This window comes from Curtobacterium sp. MCLR17_039, from assembly GCF_003234745.1.
Lineage (GTDB): Bacteria > Actinomycetota > Actinomycetes > Actinomycetales > Microbacteriaceae > Curtobacterium > Curtobacterium flaccumfaciens.
Map to the genome: position 1 here is coordinate 139,284 of NZ_QKTF01000006.1, position 25,579 is coordinate 164,862.

The 25,579-nt window shown below is 71.1% G+C and carries 29 protein-coding genes; 11 read left to right on the plus strand and 18 right to left on the minus strand.

What is annotated here, in order from left to right:
- Positions 1-41: 41 nt before the first annotated feature.
- The 3 genes from DEJ00_RS09590 to DEJ00_RS09600 form a co-directional block, all read right to left on the minus strand.
- Positions 42-869 (minus strand): SDR family NAD(P)-dependent oxidoreductase, encoded by an 828-nt coding sequence (locus DEJ00_RS09590; RefSeq protein ID WP_111057187.1) that lies wholly within the window; start codon positions 867-869, stop codon positions 42-44.
- Positions 870-931: 62 nt separating this feature from the next.
- Positions 932-1,489, minus strand: a complete 558-nt coding sequence (locus DEJ00_RS09595) for a CGNR zinc finger domain-containing protein (RefSeq protein ID WP_111057188.1) — start codon at positions 1,487-1,489, stop codon at positions 932-934.
- The gene (locus DEJ00_RS09600) at positions 1,489-2,310 is read right to left on the minus strand and encodes an MBL fold metallo-hydrolase (protein ID WP_220038856.1); all 822 of its coding nucleotides are present in this window, start codon (positions 2,308-2,310) and stop codon (positions 1,489-1,491) included. The genes DEJ00_RS09595 and DEJ00_RS09600 overlap by 1 nt, the downstream gene beginning before the upstream one ends.
- 316 nt (positions 2,311-2,626) lie before the next feature.
- Here DEJ00_RS09600 and DEJ00_RS09605 point away from each other — a divergent pair, with 316 nt between their 5' ends.
- Positions 2,627-3,154, plus strand: a complete 528-nt coding sequence (locus DEJ00_RS09605; protein ID WP_111046121.1) for a thioesterase family protein — start codon at positions 2,627-2,629, stop codon at positions 3,152-3,154.
- Positions 3,155-3,199: 45 nt separating this feature from the next.
- On the opposite strand, the gene DEJ00_RS09610 is transcribed toward DEJ00_RS09605, so the two are convergent.
- On the minus strand, positions 3,200-3,592 hold the full coding sequence (locus tag DEJ00_RS09610) for a helix-turn-helix domain-containing protein (RefSeq protein ID WP_083404110.1): 393 nt from the start codon (positions 3,590-3,592) through the stop codon (positions 3,200-3,202).
- Positions 3,593-3,683: 91 nt separating this feature from the next.
- Between DEJ00_RS09610 and DEJ00_RS09615 the strand changes: the two genes are divergently transcribed.
- Complete coding sequence (locus tag DEJ00_RS09615; RefSeq protein ID WP_111057190.1) at positions 3,684-4,544, plus strand: SDR family oxidoreductase; 861 nt, start codon at positions 3,684-3,686, stop codon at positions 4,542-4,544.
- Positions 4,545-4,588: 44 nt separating this feature from the next.
- Positions 4,589-5,542 carry a nuclear transport factor 2 family protein gene (locus DEJ00_RS09620; RefSeq protein WP_111057191.1) on the plus strand — a complete coding sequence of 318 codons (954 nt, stop codon included), beginning with the start codon at positions 4,589-4,591 and terminating at the stop codon, positions 5,540-5,542.
- A 270-nt stretch (positions 5,543-5,812) separates the two neighbouring features.
- Here DEJ00_RS09620 and DEJ00_RS09625 read toward each other — a convergent pair whose 3' ends face one another.
- Together DEJ00_RS09625 and DEJ00_RS09630 are read right to left on the minus strand one after the other, a co-directional pair.
- Positions 5,813-6,433 (minus strand): response regulator transcription factor, encoded by a 621-nt coding sequence (locus DEJ00_RS09625; protein ID WP_071244614.1) that lies wholly within the window; start codon positions 6,431-6,433, stop codon positions 5,813-5,815.
- Positions 6,430-7,608: a sensor histidine kinase gene (locus tag DEJ00_RS09630; protein ID WP_111057192.1), complete on the minus strand. Its 1,179-nt coding sequence runs from the start codon at positions 7,606-7,608 to the stop codon at positions 6,430-6,432. The genes DEJ00_RS09625 and DEJ00_RS09630 overlap by 4 nt, the downstream gene beginning before the upstream one ends.
- A 151-nt stretch (positions 7,609-7,759) precedes the next feature.
- Here DEJ00_RS09630 and DEJ00_RS09635 point away from each other — a divergent pair, with 151 nt between their 5' ends.
- From DEJ00_RS09635 to DEJ00_RS09655, 5 genes are all read left to right on the plus strand, one after another.
- Positions 7,760-8,845 carry an ABC transporter permease gene (locus DEJ00_RS09635; protein ID WP_111057193.1) on the plus strand — a complete coding sequence of 362 codons (1,086 nt, stop codon included), beginning with the start codon at positions 7,760-7,762 and terminating at the stop codon, positions 8,843-8,845.
- Positions 8,842-9,516, plus strand: coding sequence for an ABC transporter ATP-binding protein (locus DEJ00_RS09640; RefSeq protein WP_111057194.1), 675 nt, complete (start codon positions 8,842-8,844; stop codon positions 9,514-9,516). The genes DEJ00_RS09635 and DEJ00_RS09640 overlap by 4 nt, the downstream gene beginning before the upstream one ends.
- 108 nt (positions 9,517-9,624) lie before the next feature.
- A complete protein-coding gene (locus DEJ00_RS09645; RefSeq protein ID WP_181440139.1) occupies positions 9,625-11,193 on the plus strand; it encodes a UDP-N-acetylglucosamine 1-carboxyvinyltransferase in 1,569 nt (522 codons plus the stop codon).
- A 214-nt stretch (positions 11,194-11,407) separates the two neighbouring features.
- A complete protein-coding gene (locus tag DEJ00_RS09650) occupies positions 11,408-12,541 on the plus strand; it encodes a DUF475 domain-containing protein (RefSeq protein WP_111057195.1) in 1,134 nt (377 codons plus the stop codon).
- A gap of 137 nt (positions 12,542-12,678) precedes the next feature.
- A complete protein-coding gene (locus tag DEJ00_RS09655) occupies positions 12,679-14,280 on the plus strand; it encodes a Na+/H+ antiporter (protein ID WP_071404013.1) in 1,602 nt (533 codons plus the stop codon).
- Positions 14,281-14,402: 122 nt separating this feature from the next.
- On the opposite strand, the gene DEJ00_RS09660 is transcribed toward DEJ00_RS09655, so the two are convergent.
- On the minus strand, positions 14,403-15,350 hold the full coding sequence (locus DEJ00_RS09660; RefSeq protein ID WP_111057196.1) for a GlxA family transcriptional regulator: 948 nt from the start codon (positions 15,348-15,350) through the stop codon (positions 14,403-14,405).
- Between the two features lie 115 nt (positions 15,351-15,465).
- On the opposite strand from DEJ00_RS09660, the gene DEJ00_RS09665 reads away from it, so the two are divergent.
- The 3 genes from DEJ00_RS09665 to DEJ00_RS09675 all read left to right on the plus strand — a co-directional run bounded on the left by DEJ00_RS09665 (position 15,466) and on the right by DEJ00_RS09675 (position 16,757).
- The gene (locus DEJ00_RS09665; protein WP_111057197.1) at positions 15,466-16,101 is read left to right on the plus strand and encodes an isochorismatase family protein; all 636 of its coding nucleotides are present in this window, start codon (positions 15,466-15,468) and stop codon (positions 16,099-16,101) included.
- Positions 16,102-16,190: 89 nt separating this feature from the next.
- The gene (locus tag DEJ00_RS09670; protein ID WP_017887460.1) at positions 16,191-16,346 is read left to right on the plus strand and encodes a hypothetical protein; all 156 of its coding nucleotides are present in this window, start codon (positions 16,191-16,193) and stop codon (positions 16,344-16,346) included.
- A 120-nt stretch (positions 16,347-16,466) separates the two neighbouring features.
- Positions 16,467-16,757, plus strand: coding sequence for a helix-turn-helix transcriptional regulator (locus DEJ00_RS09675; RefSeq protein ID WP_027465525.1), 291 nt, complete (start codon positions 16,467-16,469; stop codon positions 16,755-16,757).
- 25 nt (positions 16,758-16,782) lie between these two features.
- Here DEJ00_RS09675 and DEJ00_RS09680 read toward each other — a convergent pair whose 3' ends face one another.
- The 11 genes from DEJ00_RS09680 to fliG form a co-directional block, all read right to left on the minus strand.
- A complete protein-coding gene (locus DEJ00_RS09680) occupies positions 16,783-17,472 on the minus strand; it encodes a cation diffusion facilitator family transporter (RefSeq protein WP_111057198.1) in 690 nt (229 codons plus the stop codon).
- Positions 17,454-17,780 (minus strand): helix-turn-helix transcriptional regulator, encoded by a 327-nt coding sequence (locus DEJ00_RS09685; protein ID WP_111057199.1) that lies wholly within the window; start codon positions 17,778-17,780, stop codon positions 17,454-17,456. The genes DEJ00_RS09680 and DEJ00_RS09685 overlap by 19 nt, the downstream gene beginning before the upstream one ends.
- Positions 17,781-17,857: 77 nt before the next feature.
- A complete protein-coding gene (locus DEJ00_RS18500; RefSeq protein WP_181440140.1) occupies positions 17,858-18,031 on the minus strand; it encodes a hypothetical protein in 174 nt (57 codons plus the stop codon).
- A gap of 171 nt (positions 18,032-18,202) precedes the next feature.
- Positions 18,203-19,378, minus strand: a complete 1,176-nt coding sequence (locus tag DEJ00_RS09690) for a flagellar hook protein FlgE (protein ID WP_110859846.1) — start codon at positions 19,376-19,378, stop codon at positions 18,203-18,205.
- 80 nt (positions 19,379-19,458) lie between these two features.
- On the minus strand, positions 19,459-19,902 hold the full coding sequence (locus DEJ00_RS09695; RefSeq protein WP_111057200.1) for a flagellar hook assembly protein FlgD: 444 nt from the start codon (positions 19,900-19,902) through the stop codon (positions 19,459-19,461).
- A 25-nt stretch (positions 19,903-19,927) separates the two neighbouring features.
- Positions 19,928-21,373, minus strand: a complete 1,446-nt coding sequence (locus DEJ00_RS09700) for a flagellar hook-length control protein FliK (RefSeq protein WP_111057201.1) — start codon at positions 21,371-21,373, stop codon at positions 19,928-19,930.
- Complete coding sequence (locus tag DEJ00_RS09705) at positions 21,370-22,107, minus strand: C40 family peptidase (RefSeq protein WP_027465519.1); 738 nt, start codon at positions 22,105-22,107, stop codon at positions 21,370-21,372. Before DEJ00_RS09705 ends, DEJ00_RS09700 begins: the two co-directional genes overlap by 4 nt.
- A complete protein-coding gene (locus DEJ00_RS09710; RefSeq protein WP_071403924.1) occupies positions 22,104-22,535 on the minus strand; it encodes a flagellar FliJ family protein in 432 nt (143 codons plus the stop codon). The genes DEJ00_RS09705 and DEJ00_RS09710 overlap by 4 nt, the downstream gene beginning before the upstream one ends.
- Positions 22,535-23,878 (minus strand): FliI/YscN family ATPase, encoded by a 1,344-nt coding sequence (locus DEJ00_RS09715; protein ID WP_110863829.1) that lies wholly within the window; start codon positions 23,876-23,878, stop codon positions 22,535-22,537. The genes DEJ00_RS09710 and DEJ00_RS09715 overlap by 1 nt, the downstream gene beginning before the upstream one ends.
- On the minus strand, positions 23,875-24,546 hold the full coding sequence (locus DEJ00_RS09720; protein WP_111057202.1) for a hypothetical protein: 672 nt from the start codon (positions 24,544-24,546) through the stop codon (positions 23,875-23,877). The genes DEJ00_RS09715 and DEJ00_RS09720 overlap by 4 nt, the downstream gene beginning before the upstream one ends.
- Positions 24,539-25,579: a flagellar motor switch protein FliG gene (fliG, locus tag DEJ00_RS09725; RefSeq protein WP_071244891.1), complete on the minus strand. Its 1,041-nt coding sequence runs from the start codon at positions 25,577-25,579 to the stop codon at positions 24,539-24,541. Before fliG ends, DEJ00_RS09720 begins: the two co-directional genes overlap by 8 nt.

The window sequence follows — 25,579 nt, forward strand, 5'->3', positions numbered from 1 at the left end:
CGCTCCTGGGCGACCGGGATGAGCGGTGGTCGAGGTGCGGTTCAGCCGTTCGCTCGGACGGAGAACTCCTTCCAGGACTCCCACTCCGCCAGTCGGGCGGCGTAGACCTGGGGGACGACAACGGTGGGTGCGGCGCCGAAGAAGACGCGGAGCGGCGGGGTCGGGTTGTCGACGAGCTCCAACATGGCTGCGCCGACGGCCTCGGGCTTGCCCAGCCACTCGACCGGTCGGTTGCTTTCGGCCGCCTCGGCTGCGCGGTGGGCGTCCTCGTACGCCGAGTTCGGGGTGGCGTTGACAGCGCTCGACCCTGCCCAGTCGGTGCCGTACTGCCCCGGTTCGACCAGGGTGACGTTGATCCCGAACGGGGCTACTTCCTGGGCGAGGGCGTCCGAGAGGCCCTCGAGTGCCCACTTGGAGGCGTTGTACCCGCCGAGGCCGGGGAACGCGATGACCCCGCCGATGGTGGAGATCTGCACGATGTGGCCGCTTCCCTGAGCGCGCAGGACGGGCAGCGCCGCCCGCGTGACGTTGAACGCGCCGAAGAAGTTGACGTCGAACTGCTGGCGGAGTTCGGTTTCGCTGAGTTCCTCGACCATCCCGAACAGGCCGTACCCGGCGTTGTTCACGACGACGTCGAGCGTGCCGAAGCGTTCGGCCGCCGCGTCGACCGCCGCGTGGACGGCGGCGGCGTCGGTGACGTCGAGTGCGATGGCGAAGAGGCGGTCGCCGTGGGTGGCGGCGAGGTCGTTGAGTGCGGCGAGGTCCCGAGCGGTCGCTGCGACGCGGTCGCCGCGTTCGAGGGCGGCAACCGTGAACTGCCGGCCGAAGCCGCGGCCGGCGCCAGTGATGAACCAGGTCTTGGAGGTCATGCGTTTGTTCCGATCTGCTGTGTCTGCGGAGTTGTGTTGCGGGGTGTCAAGTTGGAGCGGACTCAACTGGTTGACGAGTTCGTGTCGGTTCGGCTGATGGTCCTGTCTCGGTGTGCACGGACGCGGGCCGCGTTGCCGCAGCGGGCCGACGAGTGCCACTTGCCGGCCCCGTTCTTGGACTGATCGAAGAACGCGACCTGGCAGTCCGGGTTCGCGCACAACTTGAGCCGCGAGAGCGCACCCGTGGCGCGCCCTTCGAGCAGCGCGACTGCGACCTTCGCCTCGATGAAGTCACCGCCGTCGTGCGGCACGGTGATGCCGTCGTCGTCGAGGCGCAGGCGGAGGGCGAGATCCACTGGCTGATGGTGTTCCGCGGGCCCGTCACCGAGCAGTCGCCTGATGGCTGTCCGTAGGCGACGCAGGCGTTCGAGGGAGTCAACGTCGACGCCGGCCCCGGTGCCGGTACCGATCGACGCCAGCCAGGTCGTTGCGCTGTCGGTGGATCCAAGGAGGTCAGCCCCAGGGCCGACGCTGACGGTGTTGACGAGGTCCTGCAGGAGCGCAAGGTCACCCGGTGCGGGGTTCGCCTCGTACCGGGTCGTCGCGGTGCCCTCGAGCATCAAGCCGCTCCCCCCAGGAGGGTGAGACCACCGAACCAGACAGGGCTGAGATTGAGGTGGTGAGGGTAGCGGGTGGTCACCTCCTGCAGGAACCGCTCCGGGGTGACACCGTCATCGAGCAGCGCCATGACGTCGCGCAGGTACGTCCGGGTTTCGGCGATGGTTTCGGGGCTGTCCGCCAGTGCCCGGTTCTTGTGGCCTGCCACGACGTGATGGGCTCCGAGTGCTTCGATGACGTCGAGCGCTGCGAGCCAGTGCTCGAAGCCGCCACCAGGCCCCTCCAGGAGGTACTGGTGCACCCCGTTGTAGACGCTGTCGCCAGCGACGACGAGGTCCAAGTCCGGGACGTGGAGCACTGTGGTGCCGTCGGTGTCGGTGTGTCCGACCTCGATGGGGAGCAGCCGATGACCTTCGAGGTCGAACCCGTCGGGGCCAACCTCTTCCGCGATGACAGGTGCCTCCGGGATCAGCCCCGGGAAGATCTGGTCCCACAGCTGTTCGCGGCCCGTTGTCGCCTCCTGGTGCATCATCGCGATCGTCTGCTTCGTCGCGACCACCGTCGCCGACGGGAACCGCTCCACCAGGGCGTGTCCACCGAACCAATGGTCACCGTGGCCGTGGGTTGCGTAGATGTACGTCAGTGTCTTGCCGGACGCTTCGACCCAATCACCGACCGCCTTGATCTGCTCGTGGGTGAACGGTGCGTCAACGAGCACCGCGTGCTCCGCCCCGGAGATCAGGACCGTGCTGCCTGGGTTCCACACCAGAGGGCGGCCGTCAGGCAGCCGTGCGTCACCAGCCCACTCCGGTCCGTCGGTCACGAGAACGTCGTAGCTCAATTCACTCATGCAACTCACTGTAACGTACAAAACGGTTTTGCTCGTTACAGAACCTCAAGGAGTTCGATGCTGCCGTTCGGCTCGGCTCGGCACGCACCCGCCCGCGCACCCCCATCGGTCAGGCTGATCGCGGGGCTGCCACAACAGGCCTCACTCACTGAGCATGCCCTCATCGAGCAGGACCCACTTTTCGACATACGGTCGTATGGCGTGATGCGACCGCAGGACCGCGGCCATGCGACCGCGGGCGCTTCGGAACCGAGCGCCGTCAAGACACGACTCGCCGGCGAGGAGCCCCGTGAACCTGTACTTCCGACTTCTTCTGGTGCTCTTCGGACAGCGCTTCCGACGAGGCCTCAACATCCACGAGACCGACACCACCATCTTCCGCGTGACCGTCGGGGACCTCGACGTATACGGCCACATGAACAACGGCCGCTACCTCACGATCATGGATCTCGGCAGACTGCGGTGGCTCCGACGCACCGGGATCTTCGGTCGCACCCGGGCCAGAGGTTGGGCAGCGGTCGTGGCGCAGCAAACGGTGACCTACCGGAGGCCCCTCCGAGTCGGCCAGCGCTTCGAACTCCGCACGAGGTACCTCGGTTCCGACGATCACGGCAGCTACACCGAGCAGACCTTCGTTCGACGCGGAAACCTGCACGCGCACGCCGTCGTGCGGACGAAGTTCTTGACGCGACACGACGGCCCCGTCGTAACCGACGATCTCCGCGCTCTCCTCGACGGGGACGATCTCGTTGTGCCCGACTGGGTCGCTGACTGGTCCGCTTCCGCTCGCAGCGCCGCGGCCGATTCGCCGTCGTGAGCCCGGCGGCCGCGTGACACAGATCCCGCTCAGGACCGCGGGGTGTCAGTCGCCGGACGGCCGATCGACGATGGCGTCGGCGTGCTCGACTATCCAGTCCATGAGGGGAACGAGTCGAGCTGCCAGTTCGCTACCGCTGTCGGTGAGCGAGTAGTCCACCCGAGGCGGGATCGTGGGCTGCGCGACCCGGTTCACGATCCCGTCGTGCTCCAGCGTCCGCAGAGTCGAGGCGAGCATCTTCTCGCTGATCCCCTCGATGGTGCGTCGAAGTTCCCCCCAGCGCATGCTGCCCGGCTCGAGCGCGAGGAGCACGAGGACACCCCACCGACTCGTGACGTGGGTGAGCACAACTCGCGTAGGACACGCCGCTGGGAAGCGCGCGAACGCATCCGGATCCTGCACGGGCGGTGCAGGGGCTTCCACGATTCCGACATCCATGTAAGTACCTTACAAAAAGGTGCGTACCTCCGTACAGGAGAGTTTCCTGCGATGCTGCGATCACCCGCTGAAGATCGCAGAAGGAGACCTCGTGTCCATAATCGTCACCGCCGCTTCCGGCCAGCTCGGCCGCCTCGTCGTCGAAGCTCTCATCGAACGCGGGGCCGACCCCGAGTCGGTCATCGCGACCTCACGCAACATCACTCGCCTCGCAGACCTCGCGACACTGGGCGTCCGGACCGCCGTGCTCGACTACACCCGTCCGAGCACGATCGCTGACGTCATCGGTGCCGGCGACGTCGTCGTCCTGATCTCGAGCGATGCCGTCGGGCAGCGCGTCGCCCAGCACACTGCGGTGATCGACGCCTCCGCAGCGGCCGGCGCCAGCAGGATCATCTACACGAGCGTCCTGGACGCCGGTCGCTCGGAGTTGATCCTCGCTCCCGAGCACAAGGCCACGGAGGAGGCCATCGCCGCATCCGGCGTCCCCGCCACCATCCTCCGCAACGGTTGGTACACCGAGAACTACGCGACCACGCTCGACATCGCACGGCAGTCGGGTGTGATAACGGCGAGTGTCGGAGACGGCCGCGTCGCCAGCGCCAGCCGACGCGACTTCGCGGAAGCAGCCGCAGTCGTCGCGCTCGATGACGAGACCGCCGGGCGTGTGTTCGAACTCTCCGGCGATTACGCATGGACCCATGCCGAGCTCGCCGACGCCCTCACCGACGTGATCGGTTCACCGGTGCACTACCAGGCCCTCAGCACGGACGAACACGCTGCGTTCCTCCGGGGAGCGGGGCTCGACGAGGGCACGGTCGCGTTCTTGGCGGCCCTCGGCGCGGGCATCCGCGACGGTCTCCTCGCCCAGACCAGCGGGGAGCTCAAGGCTCTCATCGGCCGACCGACCACCCCGCTCGCCGAGGGCCTCGCAGCCATCGCGGCGCAGTGACCCGCATCCAGTCCCGTCAACCACACACGAGCAGGAGCACAACCATGACCAACGACCTGATCACGCGCACACGAAGCAGCCGCATCGCCCGCGGCGCGGCGGCCATCGCCGGCGCTGCCCTCCTCACCGGTCTCGTCGTGTCCACGCCGGCAGCGGCCGCTCCCGCAACCCAACCGAAGCCGACCGTGACGGTCGCCGGGAACCGGCAGGACACCACCACCGAACACCGCAACGCCTGCATCGTCCGGACGCTCATCACCCGGACCTTCACCGATCCTGACAGCAGGTCCTCCCGGCAGCTCGCGGCACGGTTTGTGTCCCCGAGCGCAGTCACGCACGGCGCAGCAACCGCTACCGGACCGAAGGGTGTCCTTGCCCAGTTCTCGGCGGACCGTACCCGCGTCCCTGGTGCTCGAGCAGTGATCAAGCGCACCGCAGCAGACGGCAACCTCGTCGCCGTGCACTGGCAGATCGCACCAGACCCGCGCAACGAACGACGCGGTGATGCCGCCGTCGACCTGTTCCGCCTCCAGCACGGACGGATCGTCGAGCACTGGTCGCTCGAGCAGCCCATCCCGACGGGCACCCCCGCAAGCGGGAACACGAACACCATGTTCAGCGACCTGTACCGGCCGGCACGTCCGACCACCGCGCCGTCGGAACGTCAGGAAGAACGCAACCGCGTCCTCGCGGTGTCGGCGTACAACACACTCTTCCGAGACCACGATGCGTCCGTCCTCGACCGCGCCTTCGACCCCGCGTACCTGCAGCACAACACCGTCGCTCCGAACGGGACAGCAGCCCTCAAGCAACTGTTCGGGAGCGGCACCCAGTTCCCGGCGCAGCAGTCCGTCATCTCGCTCTCCGACGGTGACATCGTCTGGACCTTCTCCCGCGCGGTCGGGGCGAAGCCCGGCGACCCGCTCCTCGCTGCCGACCTGTTCCGCGTCGACGGTGGCCTCATCCGAGAGCACTGGGATGTCGTCCCCACCAGCTGACCACCGCCCGGGAGGCAGAAACTGCCACCGCGACGAGTTGTCTATGATGACTGCAACCAGTCGGCAAGACGGGGTCTCATCAGCCGATCGCCTACCGGGACAGCGGAGCTAAGGGTGATTCGCTGAGTGCCGTGACGGCCCCCGAAGTGATCCTCGTTCACGACTTCTACCACCAGCCGCAGCACATGCAGCCACTCCGGGCAGCTCTCGAAGAGCAGGGCGCGATCGTGCACATTCCTCGCCTGCACCGAGGGTCTCTCATCAGCTCCGTCAGCGGAGGATGCCGAGCGCCCGGGCTTCGGACACCGCGGCGGTCCGGGATCCGACGCCGAGCTTGGAGAACACGTGCACCAGGTGTGACTTCACGGTGGCGTCGGTGATGTGCAGGCGTGCTGCCACGTCGACGTTCGAGGCACCCTCGGCGACGAGCCGGAGGACCTCGATCTCGCGAGCGGACAGGCTGACCCGTGGCGCACGCATCCGTGCCATCAGGCGGCTGGCGACCGCTGGCGCGAGGGCGCTCTCACCGGCGGCTGCGGCGCGCACCGCGGCGAGCAGTTCGTCGGGTGGCGTGTCCTTGAGCAGGTACCCGCTGGCCCCCGCTTCGACGGCGCCCAGGATGTCGCCGTCGCTGTCGTAGTTGGTGAGGACGAGGACGTACGGCGCGGCGTCGGTCGACCGGATCTGCCGGGTGGCGTCGGCACCGGTGCGGTCCTGCCCGAACTGCAGGTCCATGAGCACGAGGTCGGGGTCCAAGGACGACACGAGCGCGGCGGCTTCGTCGGGTGTCGCGGCTTCCCCGACGACGTCGATGTCGACCGCCCCGTCGAGGAGTGCGCGCAGGCCGGCGCGGACGACGGGGTGGTCATCCGCGATGACGAGTCGGATCACGGGCCGCCGACCTCCACGGTCGCGGTGATGGTGGTGCCGTTCCCGGGCGCGCTGTCGATGGTGAGACGGCCACCCAGCTGGTCGACACGTTCACCCATCGCGCGGAGCCCGAACGCGTCGGACATGCCGGAGCGGGTGCCGACACGGTCAGGGTCGAAGCCGCAGCCGTCGTCCTGCACCCGCAGGGACGCGTGCGTCGCGCTGACGTCGAGGGTGATGTCGACGGTCGTGGCACCGGCGTGCTGGGCGACGTTCGCGACGGCCCCCTGGGCGATGCGCAGCAGAGCGGTCTGCACGTCCATCGTCAACTCCGACGCTTCGGGTGCGGCCGTCACGGTGATGCCGAGCCCTTCGCGGTGCCACTGGTCGCTGAGGCGGCGCAGTGCCGCGGGGAGGCCGGCATCGAGGGACGGCGGTGCGAGCTCCCGGATGAAGCGCCGCGTGTCGGCGAGGCCGTCGGCCGCTGTGGCGCGTGCGAGGCGGATGTGCTCGATGCCCGGCCGGCTGCCGTCGGCTGCTTCGGCGGCGTGGAGGAGCATCTGGATGCTCGAGAGGTCCTGCGCGACGGTGTCGTGGATCTCGCGCGCCAGGCGGGCGCGTTCGGTGAGGACGCCCTGCTGCCGTTCGGTCGCGGCGAGTCGGTCGCGGGTGGCGAGGAGTTCTGCCAGAAGTGCCTCCCGCTCGACGGACTCGCGGGCGAGCGCCCGGTACCCGAGGCCGATGAGCAACGCGACCCCGGCACCGACGAGGGGCCCGATCACCCCGCCCACGGTGAAGCCGCCGTGCAGGCCCAGGGCGACGACAGCGATCAGGGTCGCTGCGACCACGGCGGCCGGCCCGACGATCCGGGGCAGGACGTGCAGGTAGAGGAAGAACAACGGGAACACCAGGTACGCCGCTTCCGGCACCAGGACGAGCAACGCCACCCACACGACGGTCAAGGCGGTGATCCAGGCCGCTCCCACCACGGCTCGGCGTGTCTCCGGCGCGGCGGCGACACCGGCACCGAGCAGGTACAGGACCGCGAACCCGACCACCAGGGCGATCGCCGCCCACATGGTCGGGTCGCGGACGACGAGGACCCGGACGACGACGAGTGCGACGAGCGCGGCGAACAGCACGTGCAGTCCGGTGCGGAGCCCGACGAACACGGGCGTGAGGGTGCTGTGTGCCATGTCCGTTGCAGCGTACGGCGGCCACGACCCACCGGACATCAACCAGAAGTCGGACGAGAGCAGTCAACCTCCCGGCGATGGCACTTGGACCCACGACGGCGAGGCTCGTCTGGACGGCAGGGAGCGTCCCTGCCGTCGGGAAGGAACCATCGTGTTCGTCGCTTGGCGCGACCTCCGATCTGCCCGTGGCAGGTTCGTGCTCATCGGGTCCGTGGTGTCGTTGATCACACTCCTCGTCGGCTTCCTCGCTGGCCTGACCGGCGGCCTCGCCGCGCAGAACGTGTCCGCGGTCCTCGGCCTCCCCGGGAACCGGCTCGTCCTGCAGGGGTCCTCGACCGGGCAACCATCGTTCTCGCAGTCGACGATCGACGCCGCGACGGTGTCCGCGTGGCGGGAGTCCTCCGGCGTCGAGCAGGTCACGCCGATCGGGATCGCACAGGGGCGCGCCGCCGTGCACGCCGAAGCCGCACCAGCGGTCGCCGTCGCCCTGTTCGGCGTCCCACGGGGAGCCCCCGCGTCGACGGTCACCGACCTGGCTCCGAGGTCCGACGACACGGTGGGCCTGTCCGCCGGCGCAGCGAAGGACCTCGACGTCGCCGTCGGGGACGCCGTCACGATCACCGGGACGACGTACCGGGTCGCCACCGTCGGCGGAGACGCCTGGTACAGCCACACCCCCGTCGTCGCGCTCTCCCCGACGGCGTGGGCGTCGACCGACCGGCGCCTCGGCGGGAACGGCGAAGCGACCGTGCTCGCCGTCTCCGGAACGCCGGACTGGGGCAGCACGGCGGACCGCACGCGCACCGTCGCCGAGTCGCCGCTCGCCAGCCTCACCGCGCTCGAGACGTTCAAGTCGGAGGTCGGGTCCCTCGGACTCATGATCGTGATGCTCTTCGGTGTCTCCGCGCTCGTCGTCGGGGCGTTCTTCACCGTGTGGACGCTGCAGCGTGCCGACGACATCGCCGTCCTGAAGGCCCTCGGCGCCTCCGACGCGTCGCTCGTGGGCGATGCCCTCGGCCAGGCACTCGTCGTCCTGGCCGCGGGCGTCGGGGTCGGGATCGGTCTCGTGTCGGTCCTGGGGACGCTCGCGAACGGTGTCCTGCCGTTCCTGCTCAGCCCGCTCACCACCCTGCTGCCGGCCGCCGTGATGGTCGTCCTCGGCCTCGCCGGTGCCGCCGTCGCACTCCGCACGGTCACCAAGGCCGACCCCCTCACCGCACTCGGGAGCAACCGATGATCACCCTCGACGACGTCACCCTCACCTTCCCCGACGGCGACTCCCGCATCACGGCGGTGGACCGCGTGTCCCTGACCGCTCCGAGCGGGGTCGTCACGGGCATCACCGGGCCCTCCGGCTCCGGGAAGTCCTCGCTCCTCGCGGTCGCGGCGACCCTGATCCGCCCGGACTCCGGGCACGTGTGGATCAACGACGTCGACGCAGCGACCCTGAGCCCGAACGAGGCGACGACGCTCCGCCGCGGACAGGTCGGCATCGTGTTCCAGCAGTCGAACCTCATCGAGTCGCTCACCGCTCGGGCACAGCTGCTCGTCATGGCGGAGCTCGGCGGCGGCCACCGAGACCGGACCGCGGTGCGCACCCGTGCCGATGCGCTGCTGGCAGCGGTCGGTCTCGCCGAGCACCGCGGCAAGCGACCCGCGCAGCTCTCCGGCGGCCAGCGGCAACGGGTCGCAATCGCCCGCGCCCTGGTGAACACCCCGTCCGTCCTGCTCGTCGACGAACCCACCAGCGCGCTCGACCAGGAGCGAGGCGCCGAGATCATGGCGCTGATCGCGCGCCTCACGCACGAGCAGGGCACGGCGACGATGCTCGTCACGCACGATCTCGTCCACCGCGACGCGCTCGACCGCCTGGTCACCGTCGTCGACGGCCGCCTGACCGATGCCTGAGCGTTCGTCCCCCGAAATTCCCAACTGTGACGTATTCGAGACCTCAGGACGCGCAACGGGTGTCGATCTTCCATCGGTTTATCTCATGAGCGTGTTAGCGTGGCGCGCATGACCGACACCACCACCGTCGTCTCGCCGGCATCTCCGGCGACCGCAGCACCCCTCCGTGAGGTCGGCGCCCTGATCCGGGGCGCCCGCAAGGGCCGCAGCATGACGCAGGCCCAGCTCGCCGAACGCGTCGGCACCAGCCAGAGCGCGATCAACCGCATCGAGCAGGGTGGGCAGAACCTGTCCCTCGAGATGCTCACCCGCATCAGCGACGCCCTCGACCAGCAGATCGTCTCGATCGGCGGCGCCCCGCAGCGCGCCCACCTGCGCGTGCAGGGCGGCCGGAAGCTCAGCGGCTCCATCGCGGTGAACTCGAGCAAGAACGCCGCCGTGGCGCTGCTCTGCGCCTCGCTGCTCAACCGCGGCGTGACCCGTCTGCACAAGGTCGCCCGGATCGTCGAGGTCGACCGCATCATCGACGTGCTCCGCAGCCTCGGCGCGAGCGTCACCTGGTCGGAGGACGGCGAGACCCTCGAGATCGTCGCCCCCGACGACCTGCACCTCGACGCGATCGACGCCGACGCCGCCCGCCGCACCCGCAGCGTGCTCATGTTCCTCGGCCCGCTCAGCGGCCGGTACGAGTCCTTCCGCCTTCCCTACGCCGGCGGCTGCGACCTCGGCACCCGCACGGTCGAGCCGCACCTCATCGCGCTGCGTCCGTTCGGCGTGGACGTCGAGGCGACCTCCGGCTGGTACGAGGTCGACGTCGCGAACCAGACCGTCCCCACCAAGTCGGTCGTGCTCACCGAGCGCGGCGACACCGTGACCGAGAACGCGATCCTGGCCGCCGCCGCCCGCGACGGCGAGACCGTCATCCGGAACGCCAGCCCCAACTACATGGTGCAGGACCTCTGCTTCTTCCTCGAGCTGCTCGGGGTGCAGATCGAGGGCATCGGCACCACCACGCTCCGCATCACCGGCAAGAGCAAGATCGACGAGGTCGTGGACTACTGGCCGAGCGAGGACCCGGTCGAGGCGATGAGCCTGCTGACCGCCGGCATCGTCACCGCGTCGACCCTCACCGTGACGCGTGCGCCGATCGAGTTCCTCGAGATCGAGCTCGCGACCCTGGCCGAGATGGGCCTGCGCTTCGACGTCAGCGAGGAGTACGCCGCCGCCAACGGCCGTACCCGCCTCGTCGACATCACGGTGCACCCGTCCGAGCTGCACGCGCCGATCGACAAGATCCACGCGATGCCGTTCCCCGGCCTGAACATCGACAACCTGCCGTTCTTCGTCGTGATCGCGGCCATGGCCGAGGGCACCACGCTCGTGCACGACTGGGTCTACGAGGGCCGGGCGATCCACCTGCTCGACCTCACCCGCCTGGGCGCGAGCGTCACCCTGCGTGACCCGCACCGCCTCGACGTCACCGGCCCGACGCACTTCTCCGGGGCCGAGATCAGCTGCCCGCCGGCACTGCGGCCCGCCGTGGTGATCCTGCTGGCGATGCTCGCGGCGAAGGGCGAGAGCGTCCTGCGCAACGTCGGCATCATCGCCCGTGGCTACGAGCAGCTGCAGGAGCGCCTCAACTCGCTCGGCGCGTCCATCGAGACGTTCCACGACTGACGCTGAACCCCCGCAAGACACCGGTGTTCGCCGGTTGAACACGCGCAGACCGCGGTTCAACACGCGAACACCGGTGTTTTGCGTTCCCCCCGGCCGGCCCGTCCCCGCAAGTGGGGACGGGCCGTCACCCGTTCTGCGGGGTCCCCACGGGCCTCCAGGCCGATGCCCAGGAGCGCTCCATGCGCCGCCCAGGCCGACCGTGCTGGATGGGCAGATGGCCACGAGATCACTCCTGACCGTCCCCCTGCTCATCACCGTCGCGGCCGCCGCGGCGGCCTGGCTGGTGCTCGGCCCCGCCGCAGCGCTCGCCTTCGTGGCCCTCGCGTTCCTCGAGATCGCGATGGCCGCGGACTCGTCCGTGCCGATGGCCGGCATCGCCGGCCGGCTGCACTCCCCCGCCCGGCGGCTGTTCCTGTCGCTCGGCATCGTCGCGGGCGTGCTCGCGATGCGCCTGCTCCTGCCTCCGGCCGCCGTCGCGGTCGGTGACGCGACCGACCCGGCCAGCTCGGTCGAGGAAGCCGTCTTCGCGCCCGGCTCGTTCTCCGCGCACCTGGCCGAGGTGCGTCCCGCCCTCGCCGCCTTCGGCGCCGCGTTCATCTGGCAGGTCTTCGCCGAGTACCTGTTCAACACCGACCGCGCGTCCCGCAGGTCGTGGCTGGGCAGCCTGGAGGCGCGGCTCGCCTCCGTCGCGCGACCCCGCGTCTGGTCGCTGGTCACCGCTCTGACAGGGGTCGTGGTGACCTCCGTGCTCGTCGGGTCGCGTTCCGGGTGGGCCGCCGGTGCGCTGCTGCCGGTCGCACTCGGCGGGGTGGCCGGCATCGCCGCGTACCTCGTGTCGAAGCGGACCGCGTCGTGGGCGCTGCGCAGCGGCCCCGTCGGCGGCGGGTCGGACACGGCGTCGATCGGGGTCGGCCGCGGAGCCTGGCGCATCCACCTGTACGCGTCGACCGTCGTGTTCGAGCGGGGGCTCGTCGTGTTCATGCTGTTCGAGATCCTCGACGGCGTGTACAGCCTGTCGGGGTCCGGGCCGCTCGGATCGGACGGGCTCGGGGCCCTCGAGCAGGCCGCCGTCGCCATCGGGGCGATCGGTGTGGGCGCCGTCTTCCTCGCCCGCCTGACCTCGCGGGTGGACCAGGCTGCGGGGCTGAAGCGGCTGCGGTACCTGAAGGCCGGGGCGGCGTACGTCCTCGGCGTGCTGTCGGTGCTGCTGTGGGCGAGTCTGCTCGTGCCGATCCCGGGCGTCGTCGTGGGGTGGTTCGGGACCGTCGTGATCGGGTCGGCGCTGGTGAGCTCCCTGCCGTGGCGCGCGTGGTGGCGGCGGGTGGTGCGGCGGCCGCGGGCGGTGTGACGCGGCGGCTCGTGACGCGTCGTGCGGCGCGGTGCGGCGCGTCGTCCGGGTGTGGTGCGGCGCGTCGTCCGGCTGTTCTGGAAGGATCCACCGTGGATCGGCGTTGACTGGCGGGTCGGACGACGATCGGAGTGCACGTGCTGGGACCGGAACTGGTGGTCGTGCTCGGCCTCGCCATCGCACTGACGGCGGCCGTGGCCGACCGGATCCGGATCGCACCACCCGTGCTGCTCCTGGTCTTCGGCGCGCTGCTCGGGCTCGTGCCGGAGTTCGCGGACGTCGAGCTCCCCGCCGAGGCCGTGCTGCTGCTGTTCCTGCCGGCGCTGCTCTACTGGGAGAGCCTGACGACGTCGCTCCGCGAGATCCGGAAGAACCTGCGCGGCATCGTCCTGATGGGCACCCTGCTCGTCGTGGTGACCGCCGGTGCCGTCGCCGTGCTGCTGCACCTGCTCGGGATGCCGTGGGGGCCGGCCTGGGTGCTCGGCGCCGCGGTCGCCCCGACCGACGCGACCGCGGTCGGTGTGCTCACGAAGATGCTGCCGCGGCGGAACGTCACGGTGCTCCGGGCCGAGAGCCTGGTGAACGACGGCACCACCCTCGTCGTCTACGGCATCGCGGTGGCCGTCACCGTCGGCACGCAGGAGCTCACGTTCTGGGGCGTGTCCGGCATGCTCGTCCTGTCCTACATCGGCGGGGTCGCCGCCGGGCTCGCCGCCGCGTGGATCGGGACGATGGTGCTGCGGCGCGTCGACACCGTCGTGCTCGAGAACCTCGTCACCCTGCTCGTGCCCTTCGCAGCCTTCCTGGCCGCCGAGGCCATCGGCGCCTCCGGCGTGCTCGCCGTCGTGGCGGCCGGCATCGTCGTCAGCCAGGTCGGCCCCAAGCTCGACCGTGCCGAGACCCGTCAGCAGGTGCGCGCGTTCTGGTCGTTCCTGACCTTCCTGCTCAACGGCGCGCTGTTCGTCCTGGTCGGCATCGAGGCGATGGTCGCCGCACGCGCACTCGACCCCGCCGACCTGCTGCGCGGGACCGGGATCGTCTTCGCGGTCGCGGTGCTGCTCGTCATCGTGCGGTTCGCGTTCCTGAACGCCGCGGGCGGGACCATCTGGCTCGTCACCCGACGCACCGGCGGGGAACCCCGTGAGGGCCACCGCGACCGGCTCGTCAGCGGGTTCGCCGGGTTCCGGGGCGCGGTGTCGCTCGCCATGGCCGTCGCCGTGCCGCGCACCCTCGAGTCCGGCGGTGACTTCCCCGAGCGGGACCTCATCGTCTTCGTCACCGCCGGTGTGGTCATCGTCACGATCGTCGGGCAGGCCCTCGTGCTGCCGGCCGTCCTGCGCCGCGCCGCGCTGCCCGAGGACGAGTCCGTCAGCGAGGAACGTCGCTACGCCGAACGCACCGCCATCGAGGAGGCGCTCGATGCGCTCCCCCGTCTCGCACGGTCGACCGGAGCCGATCGTGCCACCGTCGATCGCCTGCGGAAGGAGTACGAGGCGCACCTCGACGTGATCGAGGCCCGCGAAGGGGACGACGACGACCACCCCGCGCTGCAGCGGCACGACAACGCGGTCGCCCTCGAGCTCGCACTCGTCCAGCACAAGGCGAACACCCTGTTGCGCCTGCGGGACGCCGACGAGATCGACGACCTGGTGCTGCGTCAGGTGCGCGCCGGGTACGACGCGGAAGAGGCGCGGCTGGACGGCATCGAATCGGTGGCGTCACCGCCCACGTCGTCGTAGGGCAATTCCGGGCACACCTGGTCGAAACGGGCGTACCCGGTCTGTCGTTCTGACCAGGTACGCCCGATTCCCGTTCCCATCGCAGCCGTCATGGGAAGGAACGCACTCGCTCGGCCGGCCGGTCAGGGCCGCGCGTCGAACCGTCGGCGGTAGCTCGAGGGAGTGCTACCGAACGCCGCGGCGAAGTTCTGCCGCAGCGTGACCGGGTTGCCGAACCCGCACGCTGCGGCGATCCGGTCGACAGGCAGGTCGGTGGCCTCGAGCAGCCGACGGGCCTCGTCCAGACGGCGACTCCGTACCCAGGCCGCCGGGGTGGTGCCGGTCGATGCCTTGAAGGCCCGGACGAAGCTACGGCGGCTCATGTGGGCCGCCGCAGCGAGTCGGTCGACGCCGAGATCCTCGTCCAGGTGCTCGACCGCCCAGGCCGATGCCGTCGCCACCGGGTCGTCGCCCCGACGCTGCACGACCGGGCGCTCGATGTACTGGGCCTGCCCGCCTTCTCGGTGCGGCGCGACGACCAGGCTCCGCGCGACCCGGTTCGCCGCCTCGGCGCCCAGCCGCGTCCGCACGACGTGCAGGCACGCGTCCAGCCCGGACGCCGTGCCCGCCGAGGTCAGCACGTCACCGTGGTCGACGTAGAGCACGTCGGCGTCCACGGTGACGTCGGGGTGCGCGGCGGCGAGCCGATCGACCTCGCGCCAGTGCGTGACGGCGCTGCGTCCCGCGAGGAGCCCGGCACCGGCGACCGCGATCGACCCGAGGCACAGACCGACCACGACCGATCCCCGCGCGTGCGCGTCGACGACCGCCCGTTCCGTCAGTGTCGGCAGGCGGGTGCCGTCGTCGGTCCAGGACGGCACCACGACCAGGTCGGCGTCCGCGGCGGCGTCGAGCCCCTGCACCGGACCGAGCGTCAGTCCCTCGGCGGTCCGGACCGAGCCGTGCCGGTCGGAGAACACGACGGTCTCCCAGTCGGCGAGCCCGAGCCGGGTGACCTCGTCGAACACCATCTGCGGGACCGAGAGGTGGAACATCGTGATGCCGTCGAAGGCGTAGATGGCGATCCGCACGCGCGACTCCTCCGGTTTGGCCTGGACCCATCGTACCGATGCACGCGTGCCAATCGCACCGAGCGTGTTCACGGACGAGGATCGTCGAGTACGCACACCGACCCAAGGAGCTCCCGTGTCCGATCCCCAGCGCGCCCTCGTCCTCGTCGACATCCAGCTGGAGTACTTCAGCGGTCCACTCGAGGTCCGGTTCCCGCCCGTCCACGACGCGCTCGCCCAGATCACGACCGCGATCGACGCCGCGACGGCTGCCGGCACGCCGATCGTCGTCGTCCAGCACACCGCCGGTGACGCTGCGCCGGTGTTCAACCCGACGACGGAGGCGTTCGCCCTGCACCCCGAGATCGAGCGACGACGGACGCCCGAGTGGCATCAGGTCACGAAGCAGTTCAGCTCCGTCTTCGCCCACACGGACCTGCTCGCCTGGCTGCAGGAGCGGTCGGTCGACACGGTCACCCTGGTCGGCTTCATGACGAACAACTGCATCATCGCCTCGGCAGCCGAGGCGGAGGCGCTCGGCGTCTCGGTCGAGGTGCTGTCCGACGCGACCGGCGCGATCAACATCGTCAACGCCGGCGGGGCCGTGTCCGCCGAGACGGTGCATCGCACCCTGATGGCGTTGTTGCAGTCGAACCTCGCCGCCGTCGCACCGACCGCGGAGTGGACGTCGGCACTCACCGCCGGAGTCGCGATCCCCGGGGACGCGCTGCCGACGTCGGCCGTCGCGGGAACCCAGCGGTTCCCGGGCTGACATCCGTTCTCATCTATAAATGTATTGCTACTTCTGCATACGTGCTCTACGCTGAGGGCATCCCAACCGACGATCAGCAGGAGGTCACCATGGCCGAGCACGAGAACAGCGCCGAGCACACCGTCGCCGAGCACACCCACCAGGACGGCTGCGGCCACGAGACGGTCCAGCACGAGGACCACGTCGACTTCGTCCACGACGGACACAAGCACGCCCAGCACGGCGACCACTACGACGAGCACTGATCTCCTGATCAGCGCAGGCCCGTGATCAGCACCGATCGACGGACCTGCACGACGGCCCCGACGCACCGCGCCGGGGCCGTCGTGTTGCATGCACGTATGCGCGTGCGCTTACATGAGTCCATGTCAGACGGGATCGAAGCAGCAGCCGAACTCTTCAAGGCGCTGTCCTCGCCCGCCCGACTCCGGATCCTGTCGGCGTTGATCTCCCAGCCTTCCGACGTCGGCTCCCTCGCCGAAGCGACCGAGCTGTCGCAGCCCCTGGTGTCCCAGCACCTCCGCACGCTGCGGCTCGCGGGCATCGTGCAGGTCGAGCGCATCGGGCGGAATGCCGTCTACTCGCTGCACGACGAGCACATCGCCCACATCGTCGGTGACGCGGTCAGTCACGTCAGCGAGTCCGAAGCCGGCTGAACCGCCGACCACAGGCAGACTCCGTTCAGCAGCAGTCGCAACCCTCGCGCTCGCGCTCCCCCGTCAGCGCCGACACCGGCTGTTTGCACGCGTCACCGCGCCAGGCTTCGAGGCCCTCGCGCACGGCGAACACGACCACGACGAGTCCTGCGAGCGGATCGGCCCACCACCAGCCGAACAGGCTGTTCGCCAGCAGGCCGAGCAGCACCGCCGCCGACAGGTAGCTGCAGATCAGCGTCTGCTTCGAGTCGGCGATCGCCGACGCCGAACCGAGTTCGCGTCCGGTCCGCCGTTCGACGAGGCTCAGGAACGGCATGACCGCCAGGCTCACCGCGGCCAGGACGATGCCGACCGGACTGTGCTCCGGCGACCGGACACCCGCGAAGGTCAGGACGGCATCGGCACTGACCACCAGGGCGAGCCCGAAGAACGAGACCGCGATCACCTTCAGCGCCGTTCGTTCCCGGGCTTCCGGGTCGCGCCCGGCGAACTGCCACGCGACGGCCGCCGCCGACAGGACCTCGACGATCGAGTCGAGCCCGAAGCCGATCAACGCGGTGGACGAGGCAACCGAACCGGCGGCGATCGCCACGACGGCCTCGATCACGTTGTAGGCGATGGTCGCCGCGACGATCCACCTGATCCGTCTCCGGAGCACGCCGACACGAGCCGGTGCGAGCGACACCGCGGTCGTGGTCACCGCTCGACCTCGCATCCGTCGTCGTCGGTGACGTCCACCGCCAGCACCACGTCGACCAGGGACTCGAGCGCGCGGGTGAGGTTGCGGTCGGCGATCTCGTAGCGGGTCCGACGCCCCTCGGGCACGGCGACGACGATCCCGCAGCCGCGCAGGCACGCCAGGTGGTTCGACACGTTCGTCCGCGTCAGCTCGAGTTCCTCGGAGAGCCGCGCCGGGTAGCCGGGTTCGTCGAGCAGCCGGAGCAGGATCCGCGCACGCGTGGGGTCGGAGAGCGCCCGCCCGAGGCGGTTCAGCACGTCGTGCCGCGAGGCAATGGTCAGCATGCGCTGACCATACCCGAGCCGTACCCTCGCCGCCACCGCTCCGGACGACGTGTGACGCACCCGGACAGCGCTCCGGCTCAGACGTCCGAGAGCCGGCACCCGGTCAGCGCGTCGTTCCAGCTCGTGCGGCCGCCGGGAGCACGCGACTCGTGCACGCCGTCGTGGCCGCGTGGTCGATCACACCGCCAGCGGTCGAAGACGCTGGCGCAGCGGTGGTCGGACTGGTGGTCGGTGTCGGGGTTCTCGCGCATCGCACCGATGAGACGTCACGGGGCGCAGTTTCGTCACGCACCGACGCCGAACTCCCTGCACCACGAACGATGGTGAGCAGGAACGGTCGAGTCCCCCTTCAGCACCCGACCGTTCCTGCTCACCAAGCACCCGGCGACGCGAGCGCAGCGCCCGCGACGCGAGCCCCGCGCCTAGCGCTTCAGGTTGGTGAGCTCCTGCAGCACCTCGTCCGAAGTGGTGATGATGCGGGCGTTCGCCTGGAACCCGCGCTGCGCCACGATCAGGTTCGTGAACTCCTGCGACAGGTCGACGTTCGACATCTCGAGCGTCCCCGCAGCGAGCGAACCGACGCCCGCCGAGCCGGGACCGCCGACGGTCGCACCGCCCGAGTTCGCGGTGGCGCGGTAGCCCGACGCCCCGGTCTTCTCGAGGCCGGCCGGGTTGGCGAACGTGGCGAGGGCGATGCGGCCGAGCGCGAGCGATGCGCCGTTCGAGAACGTGCCGGTGACGGTGCCGTCCTTCGAGATCGAGTAGCCCTGCAGCGCGCCGGCCTCGCGGCCGTTCTGCGAGCCGATCGCCGCGGTGTTGAGCGAGGCGAAACCGGTCAGGTCGCCCATGTCGACCCGGATTCCTCCGACGGCGAGGGTGCCGCCGGCGGTCAGCTTGCCGTCGGTGCCGAAGGTCAGCGAGGTCGTCGCCGTGGTGCCCTGGCCGTTGCGCCCGGTGACGTCCCAGCCGTCGGCGGTGCGCGTGTAGGCGAGCGACATCGTGTGCTTGGCACCCGATGCGTCGTACACGGTGGCCTCACGCGTGATGGTCTGGCCGACCGCGGTCTCGGACGGCAGGTTGCCAGCGACCGTGGCGGCGGTGGTGCGGACCGCCGGGGCCGCGGCGTCGAGCGGCAGCGTGATGTCGGACAGCTGGCCGTTCTCGTTGACGACGCCGTTCGTGGCCGGGTAGCCCTGCACGATCTTGCCGTCGGCGGTGACCAGACGCCCGTCCGCGTCGAAGTCGAACGCACCGGCGCGGGTGTAGACGGTGTCGTTGCCCAGGCGGGTGACGAAGAAGCCGTCGCCCGAGATCATCAGGTCGGTCGCCTTGCCGGTGGCCTGCGCCGAGCCCTGCGAGAAGTTCGTGGAGACCCCGGCGACCTGCACGCCCAGGCCGATCTGGGCGGGGTTCGTGCCGCCGATGCCGGTCTGCGGTCCGCCGGCACCCTGGGTCATCTGCGACAGGGTGTCCTGGAAGACGGTGGTCGACGACTTGAAGCCGACCGTGTTGACGTTGGCGATGTTGTTGCCGGTGACGTCGAGCATCTGCTGGTGGGAGCGGAGGCCGGAGATCCCGGAGTAGAGCGAGCGGAGCATGGTGCGTCCTTTCGGAGAGGCAGGAAGAGCGAGGAAGAACGAGGGAGTACGAGGAAGAACGAGGAAGGAACGAGCGGGCGTCAGGACGCCGGAGCGGTGGTGGTGATGCCGGAGATCACGTCGAGGGCGACCTCCTTCCCGTTCACGGTGACCGTGGGGACGCTGTTCGCGTACGACACGGCCGAGGCGGTCCCGGTGACGGACTTGCCCGAGTCGGCGTCGGTGTAGCTGACCTGCTTGCCGACGAGGTTCGCTGCGGCGATGCGCATCTGGAGCGAGAAGTTCTCGTTCCCCGTCGTGGTCTGGTTGGTGATCTGCTCCATCATCGCGAGCTGCGTCTGCTGGCTGATCATCTGGTTGGTGTCCATCGGCGAGGACGGGTCCTGGTTGCGCAGCTGCGTGACGAGCAGCTTCATGAAGACCTCGGAGTCCATCGTCTGGGACTTCTGGGCCGTCGAGTTGGCGGCCAGTGCCGCTGACTGCGCGGTCGGGTCCACGCTGCCGGTGATGCCGTCGATGGGCATGGTGAGTTCCTGTTCGTGAGCCGGATCAGGCGAGGACGTCGAGTCCCGCGGTGCGGATGGAGGGCGTGTGGGCGGTGGGCTGCGCGCGCGGGGTGACCCGCGCCTCCAGGCCGGGGTCGCCAGGCAGGGCACGCGCGGCCGGACGCTCGTCGCGACCCGGCGCGTCCTGCGGCTGGTTCTGCGACGACAGGTCGAGCGTGGTGCTCACACCGGTGCCGGCCGCGTCCCGCCGCAGGTCCGGCAGGACCTGGCGGACGGCCTCCCGGCCGGCGTCCGACGCGGCGAACAGCTCGACGTGCATGCCGTGCGCGGTGACGTGCGCGCGGACCGTGACCGGGCCGAGGCTGTCCGGCACGACCTGCACGGTGACGACGTGCTCGCCGGGGCCGGCCTGTGCGAGCGAGAACACCGGTCGCGCCAGCTGCTGGGCAAGCGGTGCCGGGGCCGGCGCGGTCGCCGCGGCGGGCGCGGTGGTCGGCGTCGTCGACATGACGAACGGCGTCTCGCCACCGCGGCTGGGAGCGACGGCCGGGAGGCCCGGATCACCCGGCGTCGACGCGTGCTGCTCCGTCCCGTGGCCGGCTCGGGAGCCCGTGCCGGCTGCAGGGGCGGCCGTGACCACCGGCGCCTGGCCCGGGGCCACGGTGGCGGTGTCGCCGTCGGCGGTGCGGGTGGCGGCGGGGGCCGCGATCGCGGCAGCGGCCGTCGGGGCGGTGGTCGCCACGTCGGTCGCGGCTGCGGTCGTCGAGACAGTGGTCGTCGAGACGGCCGTCGTCGCGGCTGTGGTGATCGCGGGGGTGGCGCCCGCGACGATCGTCGCGGCGGCGGCCGGAGACGCGGTGCCGGCGGGCGACACGGCGGGCGTCGTCGTGGCGGTGGTCGCCGTGCCCGTCGTCGCTCCGGCAGCGTTCTGCCGTGCACCGCCCGATGCCGGTGTCTGCTGCGGGGCCGCCGTGGCGGAGGCGGTGGTCGGCGCCGGGGTCGACGGGACCGGCGTCGAGGTGTGCTCGTTGACCGACGCCGGTGTCGCGGTCGTTCCGGCCGTCACCCCCGTGGCCACGGCGACGTGCTGGTCGCCGGCGGGTGTCTCGGCGGCGCTGCTGGCCGACTGGTCCCCCGTGCCACCCGCGAGGCCCGCCGGAGCGGTCGGTGCGGCCACGGCCACGAGTCCGGCGGCGAGCAGCGCCTGCGCGTCACCCGACGGGGAACCGGTCGCGGGCACCGACTGGTCCGACGCCGACGCCGACGCAGACGGCGTGGCGGCGGTGCTCGGCGTCGCGGCCGAGCCGTCCGCCGTGCGGCCGTCGGTGTCGTCCCGCCCGGCCGCACCGTCTCCGGGGCGCCGCTCGGTCGCGACGGCGGCGGTCAGTGCCGCACCGAAGGACCCGGCAGCAGCGGGGTCGGACGATGCACCCCGGGTGGGGCCGGGTGCGGAGGGCACGGACGGCTGGGTGGCGATGGTCAGGCTCATGCGGCGCTCCCGGACTGCATCATGGACAGCAGCGCGGCGGTCTGCAGGTCGGTCGCGGAACGCGCTGTCGAGGCGGTCGGCGCGGCGACGGCCGCCGGGGCCGCCTGTGCGGGGACGATCCGGCGGATGGTCGCGATGTCGCCCTGGGAGTACCAGTTGTCGACGATCCGGACGTCCTTGCCGGGGCGCGGCGCGTGCAGCACCTTGCCGTCGCCGACGTAGATGACGACGTGGCCCTCGCCCTTCGGGATGATCAGGTCGCCGGGCTGCGCGTCCTTCAGGGAGCCGACCTCGACGCCCATCTTCGCCTGGTCCGGCACGACCCGGGGCATCGTGACCCCGAGGTCCTTGAAGACCGTCTGCACCAGGCCCGAGCAGTCCATGCCCGCGGTCGTCTCCCCGCCGAACACGTACGGCACACCGAGGTACTTCTTCGCGTCGGCCACCACGTCGGCGCCGGTCGCACCGCTTCCGGTGGCGAGGGTTCCAGCCCCGGCGTCGACCGAGGTCGCGGGGGCACGGGTGCCCGTCGCGGAGGCTGCGGCGGTGGCACCGGCAGCGGTCGCCGCGCCGGTCGTGCCGTCGGCGGTGGCGAGGGCGTCGGCGAAGGCCGAGGACCCCGCGGCACCGCCGGTGGCGGACGCGCTCGGGGCAGCCGTGGCAGTCCCGCCGCGCAGCGTGTCGATCTGGGACCGGATCTCCGAGATCCGGGAGAGCACCGCTTCGACGCTCATCGGGCACCACCTTCCGTGCGGCGTCGTGCCGCGATCTCGTCGAGGGCGTTCTGTTCGGTCCGGAGTTCCTCGGCCGCCTGCTGCTCGGTGTGCTTGCCCTCGAGCTTCTCGAGGCCGACGGCGGCACGACGGGCGGCGGTGTAGTCCTGCTGTGCCCGGTCGGCGTCGGCACGGCGGTTCTGCACCACGGCGTCGAGCTCCTCGAGCATCCCGCGGGTCGCGGCACGTGCTGCGGCGACGGCGCTCAGGGTGGCGGCGTCCTGGATGGGCTGGGCGTCCTCGCTGTCGGCGAGGCTCCGGCGTGCGGCGATCCGGGCGTCGGCCGCGTCACGGACGCGCTCGTTCGCGGTGGCCAGCGTGGCGGCGGCACGGTCCTGTTCGGTGTGACGCAGGCGCAGGAGTCCGGCGAGCGGGAAGCGGCGGGCCATCACGACACCCCCAGCTGCTGCACGAGGCCGCCGAGGCGCTGCCAGGACGCGTCGGCGGTCGCCCGCTCGTCCATGCCCTGGCGCAGGAACGCGTCGATCGATCCCTGGTGGTCGACGGCGGCGTCCACGAGCGGGTTCGACCCGCGCTGGTACGCACCGACGTCGAGCAGGTCCTGGGCGCCGGCACGGGCGGCCATCACCTTCCGCAGCACGGTGGCGGCGGCACGCTGCTCGGGTCGGGTGACCTTCGAGGCGACGCGGGACACCGAGCCGAGGGCGTCGACCGACGGGAAGTGCCCGGTGATCGCGAGCTTGCGGTCGAGCACGACGTGGCCGTCGAGGATGCTGCGGGCCGCGTCGGCGATCGGCTCGTTGTGGTCGTCGCCGTCGACCAGCACGGTGTACATGCCCGTGATGCTGCCGACGCGGTCGGTCCCGGCGCGCTCGAGCAGTCCCGCGAGCACCGAGAACGTCGACGGCGGGTAGCCCCGGGTGGCCGGCGGTTCCCCCACCGACAGCCCGATCTCACGCTGCGCCATCGCGACGCGGGTGAGCGAGTCCATCATGAGCACGACGTCCTGGCCGGCGTCGCGGAACGACTCGGCGATGCGGGTGGCCACGAACGCTGCGCGCAGGCGCATGAGCGCGGGCTCGTCGGAGGTCGACACGACGACGATCGAGCGGGCGAGCCCCTCCGGTCCCAGGTCGTCCTCCAGGAACTCGCGCACCTCGCGGCCGCGCTCCCCCACCAGGGCGATGACGTTGACGGCCGCGTCGCTCCCCCGCGCGATCATCGACAGCAGCGACGACTTGCCCACGCCGGACCCGGCGAACAGGCCCATGCGCTGACCGCGGCCGACGGTGGTCAGGGTGTCGAGCACGCGGACGCCGAGCTGCATCGGGGTGTCGATGCGGGTCCGGGCCATCGCGCTCGGGGTGTCGTGGTCGAGCGGGACCCAGGTGACCGGTTCGCCGCCGGGGCCCTCCAGCGGGCCGCGGTCGTCGATCGGTCGGCCGAGTCCGTCGAGCACGCGGCCGAACAGACCGGATCCGGTCGGCACGAGCACCGGGCGGCCGGTCGGACGCGCCGGGGTGCCCGCGGTCACGCCGGTCAGGCGGCCGAGCGGCATGCAGCGGACGCCCGAGGCATCGGTGGCGACGACCTCGACCGCGGTCTGCTCGCCGTCCTCGGCGCCGACCGTGACGACCTCGCCGACGCGGGCGTCGAGCCCGGCGATCGTCAGCCCCAGGCCGACGGCGCTCGTGACCACACCGACCCGCTGGGGTGCGGCCCGTAGCAGCGCCTCGTCGAGACCGCGCGGACGGAGCAGCGTGGCGGTCACCGGTCGGTTCCCGTCGCGTCGACCCCGAGGGCGGTGCGGGCGCGGTCGAGCGCCGTGGCGATGCGCGCGTCGAGCATGCCGTCCGGCAGGTCGACGACGGCGTCGCCGTCGCGCAGGGCGCCGTCGGCGACGACCGGCAACGGCAGGTCGAGGTCGGCGACGCGCGCGGCGTCCGCCGGGCTCAGCCGGACGGCCACCGGGATCGTGCGGTCCACGGACGCGAGCGCCCGCCGGACGGTGGCCTCCGCGCCGGACGCGATCCGTGCCTCCCGGCTGCCCTGTCCGTCCGGACCGACGACGGTCGCGTCGTGTGCGGGCCTGGAGGCGCGTACCACGTTCCCGACGATGGCCTCGGCCAGGTCGACTGCCGCGCTCGCGACCGACGCCTCGGCGTCCGCCAGGACGGGTGCGACCGTGGAGAGCATGGCGTTCGTGGCGGCGTCGAGGACCGCGATCCGGCGTGCCGTGTCGGCCTGCAGCGCGGTGACCCGCGCGGCGTGCTCGGCCTCGAGCCGGGCGCGCAGGGCGTCGGTCTCGGCCTGCGCGGCCCGCAGGCCGGCGGTGTACCCGGCCGCGTGACCGCGGACGTCCGCGCTCGACGCGCGCTCGCGTCCGGCGGGGTCGGCGAGCACCGGGAAGGCGACGCGGTGCACGACGGTGTCAGTCAACGAGCTCGTCCTCCTCGGCGCGGTGCACGGTGACGACGCCCTGGGCCTCGAGCTCGCGCACGGAGCGGACGACCTCGGCACGGGCTTCCTCGACCTGCGAGACGCGGACCGGGCCCATGGCCTGCAGTTCGTCGTCGAGGAGTTCGCGGTTGCGCTCGGACACGTTCGCGCGGATGGTCTCGACGACCGGCCCTGCTGCGCCCTTCATGGCGGTCGCGAGGATCTTCGAGTCGATGCCGCGCAGCACCTGCTGGATGTCGCGGGACTCGAGCTTCACGATGTCCTCGAAGGTCAGCATGCGGGAGCGGATGTCCTCGGCGAGCTCCGGGTCGCGGGCTTCGAGTCCCTCGAGCACGGCCTTCTCGGTCGCGACGTCCGAGCGGTTGATGATGTCGACCAGGGGTGCGATGCCACCGACGACCTCGACGCTCTCGCGCGGCGACACGACGGCCCCGGCGCGCTGGCGCAGCACACCGGCGACGATGCCGACGGCCTCGGGGGTCGCACTGCCCATGGTCGCGAAGGCCTGGGCGACGTCGGTGCGGACGCGCTCGTCGATCCCGGCGAGCACGGCACTGGCCTGCCCGGGGCCCAGGTGGGCGAGCACGAGCGCGATCGTCTGCGGCAGCTCGCCCTCGAGCAGGGAGATGACCTGGCCGGGTTCGGCGTCGTCGAGGAAGTCGAACGACTGGCCGGCGAGGTTCGAAGCCAGACGGTCCATCACGCCGGCGGCCCGCTCAGCACCGAACGACGCCTCGAGCAGCCCGAGGGCGGTCTCCTTGCCGCCGCGCTTCTGCAGCCGGCCGCTCATCGTGATCCGGTGGAACTCCGACAGCGTCTGGTCGACGACGGTGTCCTCGACGCGGCGCATCCGGACGATCTCGGCGGAGATCTCCTCGGCCTCCATCTCGGTGAACTGCTTCATCACCTCGGCGGCGCGGTCGGTCTCCATCTGCATGAGGATGAGCGCGACCTTCTGCGCACCGGTCAGGGCACGGTCGCTCGGACCGGAACCGCCGCCGGGGCTCGGCAT

Excerpts from the sequence above, each read along its gene's own strand:
- DEJ00_RS09650 (WP_111057195.1), top strand. The coding sequence starts at position 11,408 with ATGGCCACGAGATCACTCCTGACCGTCCCCCTGCTCATCACCGTCGCG.
- fliG (WP_071244891.1), bottom strand. The coding sequence starts at position 25,579 with ATGCCGAGCCCCGGCGGCGGTTCCGGTCCGAGCGACCGTGCCCTGACC.
- DEJ00_RS09685 (WP_111057199.1), bottom strand. The coding sequence starts at position 17,780 with ATGCTGACCATTGCCTCGCGGCACGACGTGCTGAACCGCCTCGGGCGG.
- DEJ00_RS09690 (WP_110859846.1), bottom strand. The coding sequence starts at position 19,378 with ATGCTCCGCTCGCTCTACTCCGGGATCTCCGGCCTCCGCTCCCACCAG.
- DEJ00_RS09640 (WP_111057194.1), top strand. The coding sequence starts at position 8,842 with ATGATCACCCTCGACGACGTCACCCTCACCTTCCCCGACGGCGACTCC.
- DEJ00_RS09630 (WP_111057192.1), bottom strand. The coding sequence starts at position 7,608 with ATGGCACACAGCACCCTCACGCCCGTGTTCGTCGGGCTCCGCACCGGA.
- DEJ00_RS09670 (WP_017887460.1), top strand. The coding sequence starts at position 16,191 with ATGGCCGAGCACGAGAACAGCGCCGAGCACACCGTCGCCGAGCACACC.
- DEJ00_RS09680 (WP_111057198.1), bottom strand. The coding sequence starts at position 17,472 with ATGCGAGGTCGAGCGGTGACCACGACCGCGGTGTCGCTCGCACCGGCT.
- DEJ00_RS18500 (WP_181440140.1), bottom strand. The coding sequence starts at position 18,031 with ATGCGCGAGAACCCCGACACCGACCACCAGTCCGACCACCGCTGCGCC.
- DEJ00_RS09675 (WP_027465525.1), top strand. The coding sequence starts at position 16,467 with ATGTCAGACGGGATCGAAGCAGCAGCCGAACTCTTCAAGGCGCTGTCC.
- DEJ00_RS09710 (WP_071403924.1), bottom strand. The coding sequence starts at position 22,535 with ATGGCCCGCCGCTTCCCGCTCGCCGGACTCCTGCGCCTGCGTCACACC.
- DEJ00_RS09595 (WP_111057188.1), bottom strand. The coding sequence starts at position 1,489 with ATGCTCGAGGGCACCGCGACGACCCGGTACGAGGCGAACCCCGCACCG.
- DEJ00_RS09695 (WP_111057200.1), bottom strand. The coding sequence starts at position 19,902 with ATGCCCATCGACGGCATCACCGGCAGCGTGGACCCGACCGCGCAGTCA.
- DEJ00_RS09700 (WP_111057201.1), bottom strand. The coding sequence starts at position 21,373 with ATGAGCCTGACCATCGCCACCCAGCCGTCCGTGCCCTCCGCACCCGGC.
- DEJ00_RS09645 (WP_181440139.1), top strand. The coding sequence starts at position 9,625 with ATGACCGACACCACCACCGTCGTCTCGCCGGCATCTCCGGCGACCGCA.
- DEJ00_RS09610 (WP_083404110.1), bottom strand. The coding sequence starts at position 3,592 with ATGGATGTCGGAATCGTGGAAGCCCCTGCACCGCCCGTGCAGGATCCG.
- DEJ00_RS09620 (WP_111057191.1), top strand. The coding sequence starts at position 4,589 with ATGACCAACGACCTGATCACGCGCACACGAAGCAGCCGCATCGCCCGC.
- DEJ00_RS09705 (WP_027465519.1), bottom strand. The coding sequence starts at position 22,107 with ATGAGCGTCGAAGCGGTGCTCTCCCGGATCTCGGAGATCCGGTCCCAG.
- DEJ00_RS09590 (WP_111057187.1), bottom strand. The coding sequence starts at position 869 with ATGACCTCCAAGACCTGGTTCATCACTGGCGCCGGCCGCGGCTTCGGC.